The organism is Streptomyces sp. NBC_00239 (assembly GCF_036194065.1).
Taxonomy (GTDB): domain Bacteria; phylum Actinomycetota; class Actinomycetes; order Streptomycetales; family Streptomycetaceae; genus Streptomyces.
In genome coordinates, this window is sequence record NZ_CP108095.1 from 6,598,621 (window position 1) to 6,616,291 (window position 17,671).

Annotated in this window: 13 protein-coding genes; 7 read left to right on the plus strand and 6 right to left on the minus strand. The window is 75.8% G+C overall.

The features are described from left to right. Positions 1-110: 110 nt before the first annotated feature. From OG764_RS29055 to OG764_RS29065, 3 genes are all read right to left on the minus strand, one after another. The gene (locus OG764_RS29055; RefSeq protein WP_328973218.1) at positions 111-980 is read right to left on the minus strand and encodes a biotin-dependent carboxyltransferase family protein; all 870 of its coding nucleotides are present in this window, start codon (positions 978-980) and stop codon (positions 111-113) included. Positions 981-1,117: 137 nt separating this feature from the next. Next, positions 1,118-1,732, minus strand: coding sequence for a 5-oxoprolinase subunit B family protein (locus OG764_RS29060; RefSeq protein ID WP_328971381.1), 615 nt, complete (start codon positions 1,730-1,732; stop codon positions 1,118-1,120). Continuing rightward, complete coding sequence (locus tag OG764_RS29065; protein WP_328973219.1) at positions 1,729-2,481, minus strand: LamB/YcsF family protein; 753 nt, start codon at positions 2,479-2,481, stop codon at positions 1,729-1,731. Before OG764_RS29065 ends, OG764_RS29060 begins: the two co-directional genes overlap by 4 nt. Before the next feature lie 173 nt (positions 2,482-2,654). On the opposite strand from OG764_RS29065, the gene OG764_RS29070 reads away from it, so the two are divergent. The 3 genes from OG764_RS29070 (at position 2,655) to OG764_RS29080 (ending at position 9,961) form a co-directional block, all read left to right on the plus strand. Continuing rightward, positions 2,655-4,223: a hypothetical protein gene (locus tag OG764_RS29070; protein WP_328971382.1), complete on the plus strand. Its 1,569-nt coding sequence runs from the start codon at positions 2,655-2,657 to the stop codon at positions 4,221-4,223. Between the two features lie 76 nt (positions 4,224-4,299). Beyond that, positions 4,300-5,214: a hypothetical protein gene (locus OG764_RS29075; RefSeq protein ID WP_328971383.1), complete on the plus strand. Its 915-nt coding sequence runs from the start codon at positions 4,300-4,302 to the stop codon at positions 5,212-5,214. A 58-nt stretch (positions 5,215-5,272) separates the two neighbouring features. Further along, positions 5,273-9,961, plus strand: coding sequence for a hypothetical protein (locus OG764_RS29080; RefSeq protein WP_328971384.1), 4,689 nt, complete (start codon positions 5,273-5,275; stop codon positions 9,959-9,961). Positions 9,962-10,110: 149 nt separating this feature from the next. Here the strand turns inward: OG764_RS29080 and OG764_RS29085 are convergent, their stop codons facing one another. Continuing rightward, on the minus strand, positions 10,111-10,674 hold the full coding sequence (locus OG764_RS29085; protein ID WP_328971385.1) for a hypothetical protein: 564 nt from the start codon (positions 10,672-10,674) through the stop codon (positions 10,111-10,113). 316 nt (positions 10,675-10,990) lie between these two features. On the opposite strand from OG764_RS29085, the gene OG764_RS29090 reads away from it, so the two are divergent. The 4 genes from OG764_RS29090 (at position 10,991) to OG764_RS29105 (ending at position 15,608) form a co-directional block, all read left to right on the plus strand. Further along, positions 10,991-13,936 carry a sensor histidine kinase gene (locus OG764_RS29090; RefSeq protein WP_328971386.1) on the plus strand — a complete coding sequence of 982 codons (2,946 nt, stop codon included), beginning with the start codon at positions 10,991-10,993 and terminating at the stop codon, positions 13,934-13,936. Then, positions 13,933-14,373 carry a roadblock/LC7 domain-containing protein gene (locus OG764_RS29095; RefSeq protein ID WP_328971387.1) on the plus strand — a complete coding sequence of 147 codons (441 nt, stop codon included), beginning with the start codon at positions 13,933-13,935 and terminating at the stop codon, positions 14,371-14,373. The genes OG764_RS29090 and OG764_RS29095 overlap by 4 nt, the downstream gene beginning before the upstream one ends. A gap of 235 nt (positions 14,374-14,608) precedes the next feature. After that, a complete protein-coding gene (locus OG764_RS29100) occupies positions 14,609-14,995 on the plus strand; it encodes a DUF742 domain-containing protein (protein WP_328973220.1) in 387 nt (128 codons plus the stop codon). Next, positions 14,976-15,608, plus strand: coding sequence for a GTP-binding protein (locus tag OG764_RS29105; RefSeq protein ID WP_328971388.1), 633 nt, complete (start codon positions 14,976-14,978; stop codon positions 15,606-15,608). The genes OG764_RS29100 and OG764_RS29105 overlap by 20 nt, the downstream gene beginning before the upstream one ends. 328 nt (positions 15,609-15,936) lie before the next feature. On the opposite strand, the gene OG764_RS29110 is transcribed toward OG764_RS29105, so the two are convergent. Continuing rightward, complete coding sequence (locus tag OG764_RS29110; protein ID WP_328971389.1) at positions 15,937-17,127, minus strand: lipid-transfer protein; 1,191 nt, start codon at positions 17,125-17,127, stop codon at positions 15,937-15,939. Next, positions 17,124-17,651 carry a Zn-ribbon domain-containing OB-fold protein gene (locus tag OG764_RS29115; RefSeq protein ID WP_328971390.1) on the minus strand — a complete coding sequence of 176 codons (528 nt, stop codon included), beginning with the start codon at positions 17,649-17,651 and terminating at the stop codon, positions 17,124-17,126. Before OG764_RS29115 ends, OG764_RS29110 begins: the two co-directional genes overlap by 4 nt. Positions 17,652-17,671 lie beyond the last annotated feature (20 nt).

The following is a 17,671-nucleotide window of genomic DNA, read 5'->3' on the forward strand; positions in this document are numbered from 1 at the left end:
GCCGGCGAGGCTGGATGTTGCCGGCCGACGGGGCCGGACCCGCGCGCCACGGTCGGCCGGCGGGGCTGACATACGCCCGCTCATACTGAGGGCGCCCCGCCGCCACCGCGTCACTCGTAGCGGGTCGTCACAGCGAAGCGGAGCGGGGTGCCCGGGCGGGCCTGGGCGGCGGCGGGCAGGGAGCCCGCCGGGACCACCCCGATCACCGGATAGCCGCCCGTCACGGGATGGTCCGCCAGGAAGACCACCGGCAGACCGTCCGGCGGCACCTGCACCGCCCCCAGCACCATCCCCTCACTGGGCAACTCCCCGCCGCGCGCCCGACGCACCGCCGGCCCCTGCGTACGCAGCCCGATCCGGTTGCTCGCCGGGGACACCACGTAGCGCGCACCGGCCAGCGCGCCGAGGGCGCCCGCCTCGAACCAGTCCGCCCGCGGCCCCGGCACCAGCGGTAGGACGACCTCCGACGGCGGCGCCGGCACCGGCAGCACGTCCGCGGCCAGGGCCGGTCCCACGGGCGGCCCGACGGCCAGCACCCGCCCCGCCCGCAGCGGCTCCGGTCCCAGCCCCGACAGCAGGTCCGCGGACCTGCTGCCCAGGACCGCCGGTACGTCGAAACCGCCGCGCACCGCCACGTAGCTCCGTACGCCCGACCGGGCCGGTCCGACCTCCAGCACCGACCCGGCCGGTACGCGCACCGGCGCGCCCCAGGCCGCCGGGCGACCGTCCACCCGGACCGGGCACGGCGCGCCCGTCACCACGAAGGTGACCACGGCGGACACCGGACCGGTGGCGCGCAGCGCGACCCCGTCCACGGTGGTCTCCAGGGTCGCCGCCGCGGGCGCGTTGCCCGCCAGGCGGTTCGCGAGCCGGTGCGCGGGCAGGTCCAGCGCGCCGGAGTGCGGCACCCCCAGGTGCGCGTGGCCGGGCCGCCCGAGGTCCTGCACCGTGGTCAGCGCCCCGGCCCGCACCACCTCCACCCCCGTTCCGCCGCCGGGGCCGACCGCCCCCGCGCCGCCGCGCCCTCCGGCCGTCCCGCCGCCGGGACAAGCGACCGGCCTGTTCGCCCGCTCGTCGCCGTCCCCGCCCCTGCCGCCGCCGGATGCCCGCGTGTTCGTCACGGTGTCTCCTCGAAGCGGACTCGGGTGCCCGGTGTGAAGAGGGACGGCGGGGTCCGGTCCGGGTCCCACAGGACGGCGTCCGTCGTGCCGATCAGCTGCCAGCCGCCGGGGGAGGAGCGGGGGTACACGCCCGCGTACTCCCCGGCGAGGGCCAGTGAGCCGGCCGGGACCGACGTACGGGGGGTGGCCCGGCGGGGGACGTGCAAGTGCTCCGGCAGGCCGGTGAGGTAGCCGAAGCCGGGCGCGAACCCGCAGAACGCCACCCGGAAGACCGTGTCCCCGACGATCCGTGCCACCCCGGCCGGGTCGACGCCCCACCGCGCGGCGACCTCCGCCACGTCGGGGCCGTCGTAGCGCACCGGGACGGTCACCAGCGGACCCGCGGACTCCGTGAGGGCCGGGACCCGCCAGCCGGGCAGCCGCGCGGCCAGCCCCGCCGGGTCGGCCACCCCGTCCAGCAGGACCGTACGGGCCGCCGGCACGATCTCCCGTACGCCGCCCAGTTCGCCGGCGTCCCGGCGGCGCAGCAGCTCCGCGTGCCAGGCCTCCGTCTCGGCGGCCGAGCCCAGTTCCACCAGCAGCGCCCGCGCGCCCGCCCGCAGCACCCTCACGCGAACGCCTCCACCCGCACCCCTGCCGCGGTCAGCCCGCGGCGCACCCGCAGCGCCAGCCCGGCGGCCCCCGGGGTGTCCCCGTGCAGGCACAGCGAGCGGCCCGGCACGCTCACCGGCCGCCCGTCCGCGGCCGTCACCGTGCCGGTCGTGGCCAGCGACAGCGCCTGCGCCAGCACGGCCTCCGGATCGAGCAGGACCGCGCCCGGCTCGCCGCGCGGCACCAGCGTGCCGGCCGCCGTGTAGGCCCGGTCGGCGAACGCCTCGGGGATCGCGGTCAGGCCCGCGTCGGCGGCGGCCGCCAGCAGCAGCGAGCCGGGCAGGCCCAGCACCGGAAGGGCGTCGGAGGCGAGCCGGACGCCGGTGACGACCGCCGCCGCCTGCTCCGCGTCGTGGACCGTGCGGTTGTAGAGCGCGCCGTGCGGTTTCACGTACGACACCCGCGACCCGGCCGCCCGCGCGAACACCTCCAGGGCGCCGATCTGGTACGCCACCTCGTCGGCCAGCTCCCGGGCCGGCACGTCCATCGCCCGCCGCCCGAAGCCGGCCAGGTCCCGGTACGAGACCTGGGCCCCGATCCGCACCCCGCGCTCGGCCGCCAGCTCGCACACCCGCCGCATCGTCGACGGATCGCCCGCGTGGAACCCGCAGGCCACGTTGGCGCTGGTGACCACGGCCAGCAGGGCGTCGTCGTCGGTGAGCGTCCAGCGGCCGAAGCCCTCGCCCAGGTCGGCGTTGAGATCGATCATGGGTGCCATGCGGCGAGCGTAGGGCAGCGGCCCGGCCGGATGCAGGGCGGCGGCCGCGCGGACGTAGAGTGGCGACCCGGCAGCCGTACGGTGGCGGCCCGGCAGCCGTACGGTGGCGTCGCCGCGGCCCGTGGGCGGCGGCCGGCGGCGGCCTACGGGGCCCGGGACGAACCATGCCGTTTGGGTCGTTGTCCTTCCGACCGCCTAATCTTTCCGTCGTGACCCTTCCTGCCCCGGCGAAGACCCTTCCGTCCCCGGCACCGGGCCCGGCCGCCGACGAGGGCCTGGCCCGGCGGCTGCGCGCCCTCGCCTGCACCGCCCCGCTGCACGACCTCGACGTGCGCAAGGCCAATCTCGCGGGCGAGTACGGCGTCTACGCCATGGCAGAGGTCGCGCTCGCGGCGATCGACCTGATCACGCTCAACATGGACTTCGACACCGGCGCCGACCACGAGCAGATAGTCGCCCGGCTGCTGCCCCGCGTCGCCGCCCAGGCCCCGTCCCGCCCCGCCGCCGAGCACGAGCGGGTCGCCCGCTGGGTCCTGGAGAACCTCGTCAACGTCGGCAGCGTCGACCGCGGGTTCCGCGCGATCTACGGCACCTTCGGGCCCGACGGCGTCTACGTGCGCCGCGACTACGACTTCAAACTCATCGAAGAGGTCCCCGGCCACGGCGGCGCCGTCTACCTGCGCACCACCGACGAGGCCGTCAACGTGCTCGTCGGCGCCCTCGACACCGATGTCACCAGCGCCCAGATCGCCGCCGAGGTCAAGCTGGAGGTGCTGATCAGCCGGGGTCGGCTCGCCGACGCCCAGCTCGCCGCCGAACAGGCCCGGTACCGGACCGTCCAGTACGCCGAGACCCTCCGCAGGACGCTGGACGCCACCCGGCGCAACGTGCGCGCGGTGGACTGGCTGCAGGCCGTGCCCGACATGATCGCCGAGGCGCTCGACCACGTGGCCGACCGCTACCGCCACGAGAACGCGATCCTCACCAACATCCGCAAGGCCCGCGACGAGGCCGAGGCCGGATCCGACCCGAAGACCGCCGAGCACAAGCGCCGCGCCGCCGAGCTCGTCGACATCGTCAAGGACTGCATCCGCCGCCACACCCAACTGCAGTCCCGGCTGCTCGAGGCCGGCCCGCTGTTCCGCGCCGAACAGGACCGCCAGGCCTTCACGACCCACACCGCGAGCGCCGGCATCGACCTGTACGGACAGCTCGTCGCGCCCGTGCTGCCGCTGCCGCTGGAGCAGGCCACCCGCGTCACCGACGCCTTCTTCGCCGCCGGCACCGGCCTGCGCACGCCCGTCTCGGTGCGCGTCGCCGACCTCGTCGAGATACTCCTCACCCCGCCCCTGGAGCGCGAGCACCTCGGCGCCGAGATGCCCGAGCCCGACCTGATCGCCACCCCGGACGACAGCCGCTTCAGCGAGGAGCAGCTGGCCGCCGCCACGGAGCTGCTGGACCTCCCGCACGACGCCCCACGCCGGCTCTCCGGCCTGCTCGCCGACGCCCGCCGCAGCGATCCCGACCTGCCCTACCTGGTGGCCCTGCTCGCCGTGCACGCGGCCAGCCCCGCCGTGGGCACCGCGTACCGGCAGGGCGAGGAACGGCTGCTGTTCGCGGTGGACGACGGCACCCCGCTCGACGACCCGGAGTTCGGCGGCGCCGACCTGATCGTCGGCACCGCCCTGCTCGACGCGGCCGGCATGGCCGCCGACCGCGCGGAGGCGTCATGACCGGCCGCCCCGCACGCCGGGGGCGGCCCGCCCCCGCCGCACCCCTCACCCCCCGTACCGCCAAGGAGTCCCAGCCGTGAGCGACCACCACGCCGAGTACACCGCGTGGAGCGAGCCGGATATGGCGCATGCCGGCGCCGTGCCCGCCGGCTCCGCGGGCACGGCCGGAGCCGTCACACCCGCCGACGCCGCCGACGCGGCCCGGCTCGTCGCGTTCGGACTCCAGCCCAAACTGCTGCCCGCCCGCGACGCCGAATACGCCGAACTCCTGCGCCGCTACCGCGAGGACCCCGCCTTCGCCCGCGTCACCGACGCCGTGGCCACCGGGCTCGGCCTCGTCGTCCTGGAGGTCTCGACGCGCGCCGGCATGGCGGTCGCCGCCGGCGAGGACTCCGTCTTCGCCGTCCGCATGGGCGACTACGCGCGCCGCACCGCAGCCGACTCCGGCGACCGCTTCCTGCACGGCCTGGCCCACCTCGCCGTGGCCGCCCTCGCCTTCCCGCGCCCCGAGGACCTCTCCGACGACGGCTACATCGGCCGGATCACCGTCAACGGCGTGGACGCCTTCGTCCGCCAGACCTGCCGGCGCCTCGAAGAGCGCGCCGCCGAGCAGGGCGAGAACACCGACCCGGCGACCGACGCCCCCGGCCTCGAATCCGCCTGGCGCGTGTACGCCCGCCGCAGCGCCACCGGCGCCACCAAGGACGCGCGCCGCCTCGCCGGGTCCACCACCGGAATCGTCGGCAAGGCCGTCGCCTTCCTCACCGACTCCGGATTCCTGCAGCGCACCGGGGACGACGCGGGCGGCACGTACCGCACCACCGCCCGCTACCAGCTGCAGGTCCGCGACATGGCCGGCAGCGCCGCCATGGCCGAACTCCTCGAACTCGGCGTGGTCCCCGTGACCGACGGCACGGCGAGCCTGCTGCCACCGCCGGAGGGCGACGACCTGGAACTGGCCGCCGACGCCGGCCTGCCGTTCCACGCCTGATCCCCGCCCGCCGCCCGCCCGCACGCCGTTCCCCGAGCCACCACGAGAGTCCGCCGCCATGTACGAGCTGTCCCGGATCCGCCTCTACTCCATCGGCCCCGCCGGCGCACGCTACGCCGACACCGTGCTCGACCTGCGCGGCGTCGGCGAGCCGGTGCCCCACCCGGCGCCCGCCCAGGCGGAGTTCTTCGAGGAGGAGCCGGTCGGCCCGCCGCGCCGCCCGGCCCCGGCGGGCGTGCTCTTCCTGGAGAACGGCGGCGGCAAGTCCGTCCTCCTCAAGCTGATCTTCTCGGTCATGCTGCCCGGCCACCGCAACACCCTCGGCGGTGCCAGCTCCGGCGTGCTCCGCAAGTTCCTGCTGGCCGACGACTGCGGGCACGTGGCCCTGGAGTGGCAGCACACCCAGACGGGCGAGTGCGTGGTCGTCGGCAAGGTCAGCGAGTGGCGCGGCCGCCAGGTGTCCAACGACCCGCGGAAGTTCGCCGAGGCCTGGTACTCCTTCCGGCCGGGCCCCGGGCTCAGCCTGGACTCCCTGCCGGTCGCCGAGGCCACCGCCGTACGCCCCGCCGCCGAAGGCGCCTCCGGGGCCCAGGGCCGCCGCCGCACCATGAAGGGCTTCCGCGACGCGGTCACCGAGGCCGGCAAGGTGTACCCGCACCTCGACGTGTACTGGGAAGAGATCCACGACCGGTGGAACGAGCACCTCGGCGACCTCGGCCTCGACCCCGAACTCTTCCGCTACCAGCGCGAGATGAACGCCGACGAAGGCGAGGCCGCCGGCCTCTTCGCGGTGAAGAAGGACTCCGACTTCACCGACCTGCTGCTGCGCGCCGTCACCGACACCCGTGACACCGACGGCCTCGCCGACCTCGTCCACGGCTTCGGCAACAAGCTGGGCCGGCGCGCCGAACTCATCGCCGAACGCGACTTCACCGCCGGCTCGGTGGACCTCCTCACCCGCATCGTCGAAGCGGCGCAGACCCGCGGCCGCGCCCGCGACGTGCACGCCGGCGCCGAGCGCCGCACCCGCAGCCTGGCCCGCCGGCTGTCCGCCCGCGCCACCGCCGAACGCGGCCTCGCCGCCGACCTCGCCCGGCAGGTCACCGAAGCCGCCCACCACGTCACCGAAGCCGAGGCCGCCCGCGGCCGCAGCTCCCTCATCGCGGCCGAACTCGCCTACCGGCACGCCTCGCTGGCCCTCGCCGTCACCGAGAAGTCCGCGGCCGCCCAGAAACGCGAACTCGCCGACGCCCGCACCCTGCACGCCGCCTGGCAGGCCGCCGAGGCCGTGCTGCGCCACCGCGCCGCCGCCGACCGCGCCACCCGCGTCGCCGCCGCCATCCTCGAAGCCGAACGGGACGCCGCCCCGGCCCTGGCCGCCCGCGCCACCGCCGCCGCCGACCTCGTACGGGCCCTGCACACGGCCGCCGCGGACGGCGAGCGCGTCGCCAACGAGGAAGAGGAGCGCTCCGCCGCCCTGCAGGCCGCCGGCGAAGCCGCCCACCGCGACGCCACCGCCGCCGCGACCGCCGCCCAGCGCGCCCGCAGCGAAGCCGAGCACCTGCGCCAGCGCCTGGGCGAGGTGGAGCAGGAGACCGCCGAGGCCGTCCGGGCCGGCTGGCTCGACGACTCGGCGCCCGACGCGGACCCGGCGCGCGCCGCGCTCGCCGCCAGCGACGCCGAGAAGACCGCCGTCGCCCTCTGGGACGAAGCCCGCGAGGCCGCCCGCCGGACCTCCGACGCCGCCCGCGAAGCGGCCGCCGCCGAGTCCCGCGCCGAACTGACCGCCGCCCGGGCCGCCGACGCCGCGGACGCGGCCGAAGCCGCCCACCAGGCCGAACACCGCGCGGCCGGCTCCCTCGCCGAGGCCCCCCGCCTCGCCGAACTCCTCGGCCTGCCCGCCGCCGGACCGGAGGCCGACCGCACCGCCGCCGGGTCCTCCGACGGCGCCGACTCCGGGCTGCCGCGCCCCCGCCCGGACACGGCCGGCGCCGGCGCTGCCGCAGCACCGGCCGCCGGAGGCACCCTCACGCCCGAGGACCTCGACCGCAACGCCGAAGAACTCAAGGACCTCCTCGACGCGGGCGTCACCGCGGCCGAACGCCAGCTCTTCGACCTGCGCACCGCCGCCGCCGACGACGCCCGCATCCTCGGCGCGCTCGGCGACGGCGGCCTGCTCCCGCCCGGCCCCGACGTCCTGGCCACCGTCGAATACCTCGGCGAACACGGCATCCCGGCCCTCCCCGGCTGGCGCTACCTCGCCCAGTCCGTGGACCCCGCCGACCACGCCGCCGTCCTCGCCGCCCGCCCCGAACTCGTCGACGGCGTCGTCATCACCGACCCCGACACCCACAGCCGGGCCCGCGAGGTCCTCGGCGGCGCCGCCCTGCTGCCCCGCTCCACCGTCGCCGTCGGCACCGCCGCCGCCCTCCTCGCCCCGGTCCCCGCCGCCGACACCCCCGACAGCGGCGTCTTCCTCGTACCGCCGAACCCGGCCATGCACGACGAACAGGCCGCCGACGAGGAACGCCAGGCCCTGCGCAGCCGCGCCACCGCCCGCGACACCGAGATCCGCGAGCTCGCCGCCCGCCTCGCCGGCGACCGGGCGCTCGCCGCCCGCCTCGGCTCCTGGCGCACCGGCTGCCCGCCCGGCCGCCTCGCCGAACTCGCCGCCGCCGCCGACGCCGCCCGCGCCTTCGCCGAGGAGACGGAGGCCGAACTCGCCGAGGCCCGCACCGTACGTGCCGAAGCCGACGAAGCCGCCGCCGACGCCACCCGCGTCCGCGACGAACGCCAGGACGCCGCCCAGCGCGCCCGCCGCACCGCCGACGCCCTCGCCGGACTCGCCTACCGGCTCCGCGAACGCGCCGGCTGGCAGACCCGGCTGCGCGAACTCGCCGACGAGGCGGCCGAATCGGAAGGCCGCGCCGAAGCCTTCCTGGACCGGGCCCGCGCCGCCGACGAGGACCGCCGCGCCGCCCAGCGCGCCGCCGACGACGCCCACCGCACCGCCCGCGCCCTGCGCGCCGAACGCGCCGAGATCGCCGGCGCGCCCGAACCGCTCCCGGAGGCCGACGCGTCCGCGCCGCGCACCTCCCTGCCCGCCCTCCGCGAGGCCTACCGGGCCGCCTCCCAGCTGTACGAGAAGGTCGGCGTCGGCGCCGACCTGCGCGCCGAACAGGCCCGCGCCGAAAGCGACGAGAGCGCCGCCACCGCCGAACTCGACCGCCTCACCAACAAGGTCCGCACCCGCGCCGCCCAGCTGCTCGAAGGCACCGACGGCGCCGACGGCCCGTCCCGCCAGGCCGCCGCCGCCCGCGCCGAGTCCCTCGTACAGCTGCTGGAAACCCGCAGCACCGCCGCGAGCGAGCAGCTCGGCCGGCTGCGCGGCGAGGCCGAACGGCTCGCACCCGCCGAGGGCGCGGCCCACACCGAACTCCCCGAGGAGCGCATCCCCGAGGACGTCGAGCAGGCCCAGTCCCTGCTGCGGGCCGCCTCCGCCCAGCTCGCCGCGCACAGCACCGCCGTGGAGAGCGCCAAGGCCGCCCACGCGGAACTCCTGCGCGCCCACCGCACCGCCGAGGACGGCGCCGGCGGCTTCGACGAGACCGCGGCCCTGCTGCGCGACCTCCTCCGGGAGAACCACCAGCAGGACGAGGACGAGCAGGAACCCGGACCGTACCCGGGCAGCCTGGAGGAGGCCCGGCAGTCCGCCGCCGAGGCCCGCCGCTCGCTGCGCGGCTGCACCACCGACCTGTCCGCCGCCGAGGCCGCCGTCCGCGAGGCGAGCGACATCCTGGTCCGGCACGCCAACTCCACCCGCTACGAGCAGGTGCGCACCCCGGCCCGCCAGCAGATCCGCGAACTCCCCGCCGCCTCGCTCCCCGAGCACGCGGCGGCCTGGGCCGCGGCCTTCGCGCCGCGGCTGCGCGTCCTCACGGACGAACTGGAACAGCTGGAACGCAACCGCGACAGCATCGTCGACCGGCTGCGCGGCCTGGTCGAATCGGCCCTGGCCACGCTCCGCTCCGCCCAGCGCCTCTCCCAGCTCCCCGAGGGCCTCGGCGAATGGTCGGGCCAGGAATTCCTGCGCATCCGCTTCGAGGAGCCCGACCAGGCCACCCTGACCGAACGCCTCGGCGAGGTCATCGACGAGGCCACCCGCACCGCGGTGAAGAAGAACACCGCCTTCGGCGAGGGCCGCCGCGACGGCATGTCGCTGCTGCTGCGCGGAGTCCAGGCGGCCCTCCAGCCACGCGGCATCTCCGTGGAGATCCTCAAGCCCGACGCGGTGCTGCGCGCCGAGCGGGTCCCCGTCGGCCAGATGGGCGACGTCTTCTCCGGCGGCCAGCTGCTGACCGCCGCCATCGCGCTCTACTGCACGATGGCCGCGCTCCGCAGCAACGACCGGGGCCGCGAACGGCACCGGCACGCCGGCACGCTCTTCCTCGACAACCCCATCGGCCGGGCCAACGCCACCTACCTGCTCGAACTCCAGCGGGCCGTCTCGGACGCGCTCGGCGTCCAGCTGCTGTACACCACGGGCCTCTTCGACACCACGGCGCTCGCGGAGTTCCCCCTGGTCATCCGGCTGCGCAACGACGCCGACCTGCGGGCCGGCCTGAAGTACATCAGCGTGGAGGAACACCTGCGCCCCGGTCTGCCCAAGCAGGACCCCGAGGCGGAGACGGTGCACGGCGAGATCACCGCGACCCGCATGTTCCGCCGCAGCCAGGTCCAGGCCTGACGCGGCGCGGCTTCGGGCCCGACCCAGGGCGGCTTCAGGCCTGACGCGGAGCAACTTCAGGCCCGACCCGCAGCAGGGTCGGGCCGGGCGGGTCGCGGAGCCCGACCCGGAAGAGGCCTGGGCCCGACCCGACCCGACCCGGCCACGGCCTACGCCTGTCTGAGCCGGCCGCCGCGTTCCCGTACGCGCGCGGCGCGCCGGGCCCGGCGGCGCTCCCGCCGCAGCCGCCGCGCCGTGCTGCTGGGCTCGGACACCACGCCGTACCGCTGGTTCCACATCTGCCGGGTCACCCACACGTCGAGGACCCCCCAGGTGGACACCATCGTGGCGGCGACCGAGCCGAGCACCATCGGGAAGGCCAGCCAGGACTCGGTGACCGCGAGGAAGAAGGTCACCGAGGACTGTATGAGGGTCACGGCCACCAGCAGCACGGCCCGGACGGCCGCGTTCCGGACCGGGTCCGCCATCCGGCGCAGCCCCACCGGCTCCTCGACCCACAGCGGCTCCCGCCCGGGGCGGGCGTCCGGCTCCCGCCCGGGGTGCGCCCGCCCGGACTGCGCGCCCGGCCCCCGCCGCCCCGGCCCCGGCTCCCCGTCCCCGTCCGCGTCCGCGTCGCGGAATCCGTACCCGAACGACACCCCGCTGCGGTACCCGTACGTCTCCTCGCCGCGGTCCGTCCCGACGGTCCCGGCCTCGTACTGCTGCCTGCCCATGCTCCGCTCACTCCCCACCCTGCGGCTCCCCGTGCCGCTCTGCACAGAAGGACGTACGAAGGCCCCCGGGGATTCCCGCGGAGCGAACAATTCCAGCCATCCGTCCGCTGAGGGAAACTGACACCTCAGCAGGTGTCATGTGCCACATTTCGGTCCGCTCCTGACCGGAAGTATCGGACAACTGGTGATCTTCGTACAGTCCGGCCGCTGAAAATATCCGGACACGCCTTCGAGTTGTCTATGGGGCAGTAGTAGGCTCACGCCGTTTATTGACGGAACACCGACCCCGCACACGGGGGTTGAGCTGGGGGAGGCCATGCGCTTTCGCGGAAAGTCCATCCGCCGGAAGATCGTGGCGCTGCTGCTCGTGCCGCTCGTCTCCCTCACCGCCCTCTGGGGATTCGCCACCGTCATCACGGGCCGCGAGGCGGCCCAACTCCTCGATGTCGCCTATGTCATCGAGAAGGTGGGCTACCCCATCGAGGACGTCGTACGCGTCATCCAGAAAGAACGCCGCCAGACCCTCGTGCTCCTCGGCGACCCCCGCTCCTCCGAGGCGGCCGCCGAACTGCGCCGCCGCCGGGCCGTCACCGACGAAGAAGTCGCCTCGATCCGCGCCGACGCCCTCGACCCCGAGGTCACCGACGAACTCACGAGCGGGACCGCCGGCCGCCTCCGCTCGATCCTGGACGCCCTGGAGGGCATCGGCGACCTGCGCGGCGCAGTCGACCGCACCGAACTGGAGCCCGCCCAGGCCCTGGAGCTCTACAACCGCCTCGTCGACCCCTGCTACACCTTCCTCATGCATCTCCACGCCCTGCAGGACGTGGAGATGGACCAGCAGGGCCGCGCGCTCGTCGGCATCACCCGGGCCCGCGAGACCCTCTCCCGCGAGGACGCCGTCATCGCCTCGGCCCTCGCCGCCGGCAGCATCAGCAAGCAGGACGTCCGGCTGGTCTCGGACTCCATCGCCAACCGCAGCATGCTCTACGAGGTCAACCTCGCCACCCTCCCCGCCGCGGACCGCGAGGAGTTCGAGCAGTACTGGCGCGGCCCGGTCACCCAGCCGCTGCGCGACGCCGAGGAGCGGATCCTCGCGGAGGGCGCCGCCCGCCACCCGCGCGCCGTCAACGACGTCATGTGGGACACGCACGCGGCGAAGGTCCTCGACGACCTCGCCGCCATGGGCACCGCCGCCGGCGACCGCTACCAGGGCCGGGTCGAGCCCGAGGCCCGCTGGGTCTTCGTCCAGGCCGCCGTGGCCGCCTTCCTCGGCTTCCTCGCCCTGGGCCTGTCCGTCTTCCTCTCCGTGCGCATCGGCCGCGAACTGGTCCGCGACCTGTCCCGGCTGCGCAAGGAGGCCCACGAGGTCTCCGGCGTCCGCCTGCCCAGCGTGATGCGGCGCCTCGCCGCCGGCGAACTCGTCGACGTGGAGACCGAGGCGCCCCGCCTGGAATACGAGAAGGACGAGGTCGGCCAGGTCGGCCAGGCCCTCAACACCCTCCAGCGGGCGGCCGTCGAAGCCGCGGTCAAGCAGGCCGAGATGCGCCGCGGGGTCGCCGAGGTCTTCGTCAACCTCGCCCGCCGCAACCAGGTGCTCCTGCACCGCCAGCTCACCCTGCTCGACACCATGGAACGGCGCACCGACGACACCGAAGAGCTCGCCGACCTCTTCCGCCTCGACCACATGACCACCCGCATGCGCCGGCACGCCGAAGGCCTCGTGATCCTCTCCGGATCCGCCCCCTCCCGCCAGTGGCGCAAACCGGTCCAGCTGATGGACGTGGTCCGCGCCGCCGTCGCCGAGGTCGAGGATTACGAACGCATCGAGGTCCGCCGACTGCCGAGGATCGGCATCACCGGCCCGGCCGTCGCCGACGTCACCCACCTGGTCGCCGAACTGCTGGAGAACGCCACGGTGTTCTCGCCCCCGCACACCGCCGTCCAGGTGCTCGGCGAGCGCGTCGCCAACGGCTTCACCCTGGAGATCCACGACCGGGGCCTGGGCATGAACCCCGACGCGCTCCTCGACGCCAACCTCCGGCTCGCGGAGACCCCCGAGTTCGAGCTCTCCGACACCGACCGGCTCGGCCTCTTCGTCGTCAGCCGCCTCGCGCAGCGCCACGCCGTCCGGGTCTCCCTGCAGCCCTCCCCGTACGGGGGCACCACCGCCGTCGTCTTCCTGCCGGCCGCCCTGCTCACCGAGGCCCCCGACACCAACGGCGTCGGCTTCCGCCTCGACGGTCCCGACCGCAGCGCCCGCAGCGCGGCCCCCGGCATCGGCAGCGCCGGCCGCCCGCACGCGATCACCGGCGGCGCTGCCGCCGCGCGCACGTCCGGAGCCGGCCCCGCCGTACCGGCCGCCAGGCGGCCCGGGCTCACCGGCGTCCCCGCCCAGGACCGCTCCGGACCCGCCGGGCCGGCCGGCCCCGTCGTGCTCCAAGGCCCGCTGGACGGCCCGGTCGAGCTGGAGGCCCCGATCGGGACGCTCGGCCTGGAAGGTCTGGAAGAGGCCGGCATCCTCGGCCCGGTCCCCGGCCTCGACGGCGCCGGCAGCCCGCGCGGCGGCCTGCTCGGCCCCCGCGACCACGAACCGCAGCCGCCCACCGGCCCCGTGCGCCTGGAGAGCGCCCGCCACCCGGCCCCCGACGCGGACGAGTCCCGGAACGGGGCCGGCGGACCGGCCCCCCTGCCCCGCCGCCGGCGCACCCCGACGCTGGTCGCCGAGCACGGCCGCCGGGTCACCGGCCGGCCCGTGTCCGTGGTGCCGCATCCGCAGCCGCAGCCGGTGCGCGACGAGACCGCGCCCGCCGCGGGCGCACCCGGCACCGGCGGCCCGGCCGGATCTGGCGGGCTGCCCCGCCGGGTCCGGCAGGCCAACCTGGCACCGCAGCTCAAGGACGCCCCGGCCCGCCCCGCGGACACCGGCCCGGCCGACGACCGCGACGCCGAGCAGGTCCGCAGCAGGATGTCCGCGCTCCAGCGCGGCTGGACGGCGGCCCGCCGCCAGAACGAAGAGTCCGGCGAGCGCCCCGCCGGGGACCCGACCGCCGACGACCGTCTCGCCGGCGACCGGACCGAGCGCCCGGCCGATGCGTGGACCGGGCGTTCCGCCGAGGACCGCCACGGGCTGCACATCGAGGGCCGGAACGGGCACCACGACGAGCGCCGGAGCGTTTACCCGGACGAGCGCCGGACCGATGGCCATCAGCGTGACGGCCACGACGCACCACGAACCACATCGGAGGGGGACGGTCGATGACCGCACCGAAGACCGCACCGCACGACGCCACGAGCCGGGACGCCGGCCGGCTCAACTGGCTCCTCGACGAGCTGGTCGACCGGGTGGGCAGCATCCGCAAGGCGGTGGTCCTCTCCGGCGACGGGCTCCCCACCGGCAGCTCCAAGGCGCTGACCCGCGAGGACAGCGAGCACCTGGCCGCCGTGGCCTCCGGCTTCCACAGCCTGGCCAAGGGCGTCGGCCGCCACTTCGAGGCGGGCAAGGTCCGCCAGACCGTGGTCGAGCTGGAAGACGCCTTCCTGTTCGTGACGGCCGCCGGCGACGGCAGCTGCCTGGCGGTGCTGGCCGACGCCGACTCGGACGTGGGCCAGGTCGCCTACGAGATGACCCTCATGGTCAAGCGAGTGGGCGACCACCTGTCGAGCGCGCCCCGCACCGGACTGCCCGCCGGCGGGTGAGACGGCCCGCATGAGTGCATCAGGCCAGGACCAGGTCCCCCCGGACCCTTCGGACCCCTCGGACCCCCCCACCCCCGCGGACCGTCCCCCCGTACCCGACGCCGGCCAGGCGCCGGGTACCACCGCACTGCCCGGCGACACCGCACTGCCCGGCGACACCGCACTGCCCGGCGACACCGCACAGCCAGGCGACGCCGCACAGCCAGGCGAGACGGGTCCGTCCGGTGACGCCGCCGTGTCCGGTGATCCCGCGCACTGGTTCGACGACGACGCCGGCCCGGTCGTCCGCCCGTACGCGATGACCCGCGGCCGGACCAGCAGCGTGGGCCAGCACCGGCTCGACCTGATCGCGCTGGTGGTCGCCGAGGCGGCGGCCGGGGACCCGGTCTGGGACCAGACCCTGTCCCCGGAGCACGCCGACATCCTCGGCCTGTGCATGATCAGACCCCAGTCGGTCGCCGAACTCGCGGCCGAACTCGACCTGCCCGTCGGCGTGGTCAGGGTGCTGATCGGCGATCTCGCCGAGGACGACCTGGTCCACGTGACCCGGCCGGTGCCCCCGGCCGAACTGCCCGACGAATCCATTCTCCGTGAGGTGATCGATGGCCTTCGGGCGCTCTAGCCGGCTCACCGCCGTGGGCGGTACCGGCACCCCCGCACCCCCCGTCGAACCGCTGACCCTGAAGATCCTGGTCGCGGGCGGCTTCGGCGTGGGCAAGACGACCCTGGTGGGCGCGGTCAGCGAGATCAGGCCGCTGCGCACCGAGGAGCGGCTCTCCGAAGCGGGCCGCCCGGTCGACGACACGGCCGGGGTCGCGGGCAAGCACACCACCACCGTGGCCATGGACTTCGGCCGCATCACCCTGCGCGAGGACCTGGTCCTGTACCTTTTCGGCACCCCGGGGCAGGACCGCTTCTGGTTCCTGTGGGACGAGCTCGCCCAGGGTGCGCTCGGCGCGGTGGTGCTCGCCGACACCCGGCGCCTGGAGGACTGCTTCGCGGCCGTCGACTACTTCGAACGGCGCGACATCCCGTTCCTGGTCGCGGTCAACTGCTTCGACGGCGCCGACCGGCACCCGGCCGAGGCCGTACGGCAGGCCCTCGACCTGGACCCGCACGTGCCGCTCGTGCTGTGCGACGCGCGGTCCCGGGAATCCGCGAAGGAGGTGCTGGTCGGGGTCGTGGAACACGCCGTGTCGCTGTCCCGCACCCGCCGCCGGCCCGCCCGGGTCTGACCCGGCCCCGCTGGCGTCCGTCTCCCGGCCGGCGTCCGGCTCCGCGCCGGCCGCACCCGGGCACACCGGCACCCGGATGTCCGGCACCGGGCACACCGGCACCCGGATGTCCGGCACCGGCCACACCGGCACGGGGCACACCCGCATACGGGCGTACCGGCACACGGGTGCGGCCCGTACCCCCGCCGACTGGGGTACGGGCCGCTGCTCTCGTGGGGGGCCGCAGCTCCGCGTGCCCCGTGTGGGTACGCGGACTGTGGAGGCAGTGTCATCCTGCCCTGACGGGCCGTCAAGCACCCCGGCGCAGAAGGGTTCGGCGTGGCCCGTGTCAGCGGACCGCGACGACCGCCGAACCGTGACCGAACAGCCCCTGGTTCGCGGTGATGCCGGCCCGCGCCCCCGGTACCTGCCGGGCCCCGGCCGTGCCCCGCAGCTGCCAGGTCAGCTCGCACACCTGGGCGATGGCCTGCGCCGGAACCGCCTCCCCGAACGAGGCCAGCCCGCCGCTCGGGTTGACGGGGATCCGCCCGCCGAGCGCCGTCGCGCCCTCCCGCAGCAGCTTCGCCCCCTCGCCCTCCGCGCACAGGCCGAGGTCCTCGTACCACTCCAGTTCGAGCGCGGTCGACAGGTCGTACACCTCGGCCAGTGACAGGTCCGCCGGTCCGATCCCCGCCTCCTCGTACGCGGTCCGGGCGATGGCGGAACGGAAGCTGCCCGGGGCCGGCTCGACGGCGACCGCCGAGTCGGTGCCGATGTCGGGCAGGTCCGGCACCGTCCTCGGATACGTGGGCGTGGGCGTGGCCACCGCCCTGATCCGCACCGGATCCGCCACCCCGCGGGAGCGGGCGAAGTCCATGCTCGTCAGGACCAGTGCCGCGGCCCCGTCCGAGGTGGCGCAGATGTCCAGCAGCCGCAGGGGATCGGCGACGACCGCCGAGGCGGCCACCTCCTCGGCGGTCACCGGCGTGCGGTAGCGGGCGTTCGGATTGAGCGCGCCGGCCGCCGCGTTCTTCACCTTGACCTGCGCGAAATCCTCCGGAGTGTCGCCGTGCAGGGCGATCCGGCGACGTGCGTAGAGCGCGAAGTACGCCGGGTTGGTGGCGCCCAGCACCCGGAACCGCAGCCAGTCCGGATCGTCCGGCCGGTCACCGCCCGCCGGCGCGAAGAAACCCTTGGGCGCAGAGTCCGCACCCACCACCAGCACCACGTCCGCGAGGCCCGCCAGGATCTGCGCCCGGGCGGCGCCCACCGCCTGGGCGCCACTCGCGCAGGCCGCGTACACGCTGGTCACCCGGGCGCCCTGCCAGCCGAGCGCCCGCGCGAAGGTGGCCCCGGAGACGTAGCCCGGGTAGCCGCCGCGCACGGTGTCCGCGCCGACCACCGACTGCACGTCCGTCCAGTCGAGCCCGGCGTCGGCGAGCGCGGCCCGCGCGGCGGCGGTCCCGTACTCGACGAAGCTGCGCCCCCACTTGCCCCACGGGTGCATCCCGGCCCCGAGGACCGCCACCTCGCCGCTCACGACTCCTCCAGGACGGGCTTGAAGTGCCAGGTGGTCCAGACGGTGTCCGCGTCCTCGTCCGCGTCGAGCACGCCGGGCACCACCTCGACCGTCATGCCCACCGCGAGGTCGGCGACGCTCACCCCGGGAGCGGCCTGCCCGAGCACGATCATCCGCTCGGCCGCCAGCTCCACGGCCACCAGCGTGTACGGCTCCCAGGGCGTGGCGGGGTCGGACACGTAGGGGGCGGGCGGCCGGTAGCGCCCGTCCGTGTAGGACCAGACCCGGCCGCGCCGGGAGAGCGGCACCTCGGCCAGCTCGCCCCCGGCGCAGTGCGGATTGCGGCAGAAGGAGTCCTCGCGGGGGAAGAACACCGACCCGCACGCGGTGCACCGGGTGCCGAGCAGCCTGAACCCCCCGCCGCCGACGGCCTCCCCGGCTCCGGCCTCCCCGGCTCCGGCCGGGTCGCCGCCGTCCGGCCCTTCCGTGTCGGGTGCGTCGTGCGTGAACCATCCGGCCACGACCGGTGTACGTGTGCGCGCCAAGACCCCTCCCGGGCAGAGCT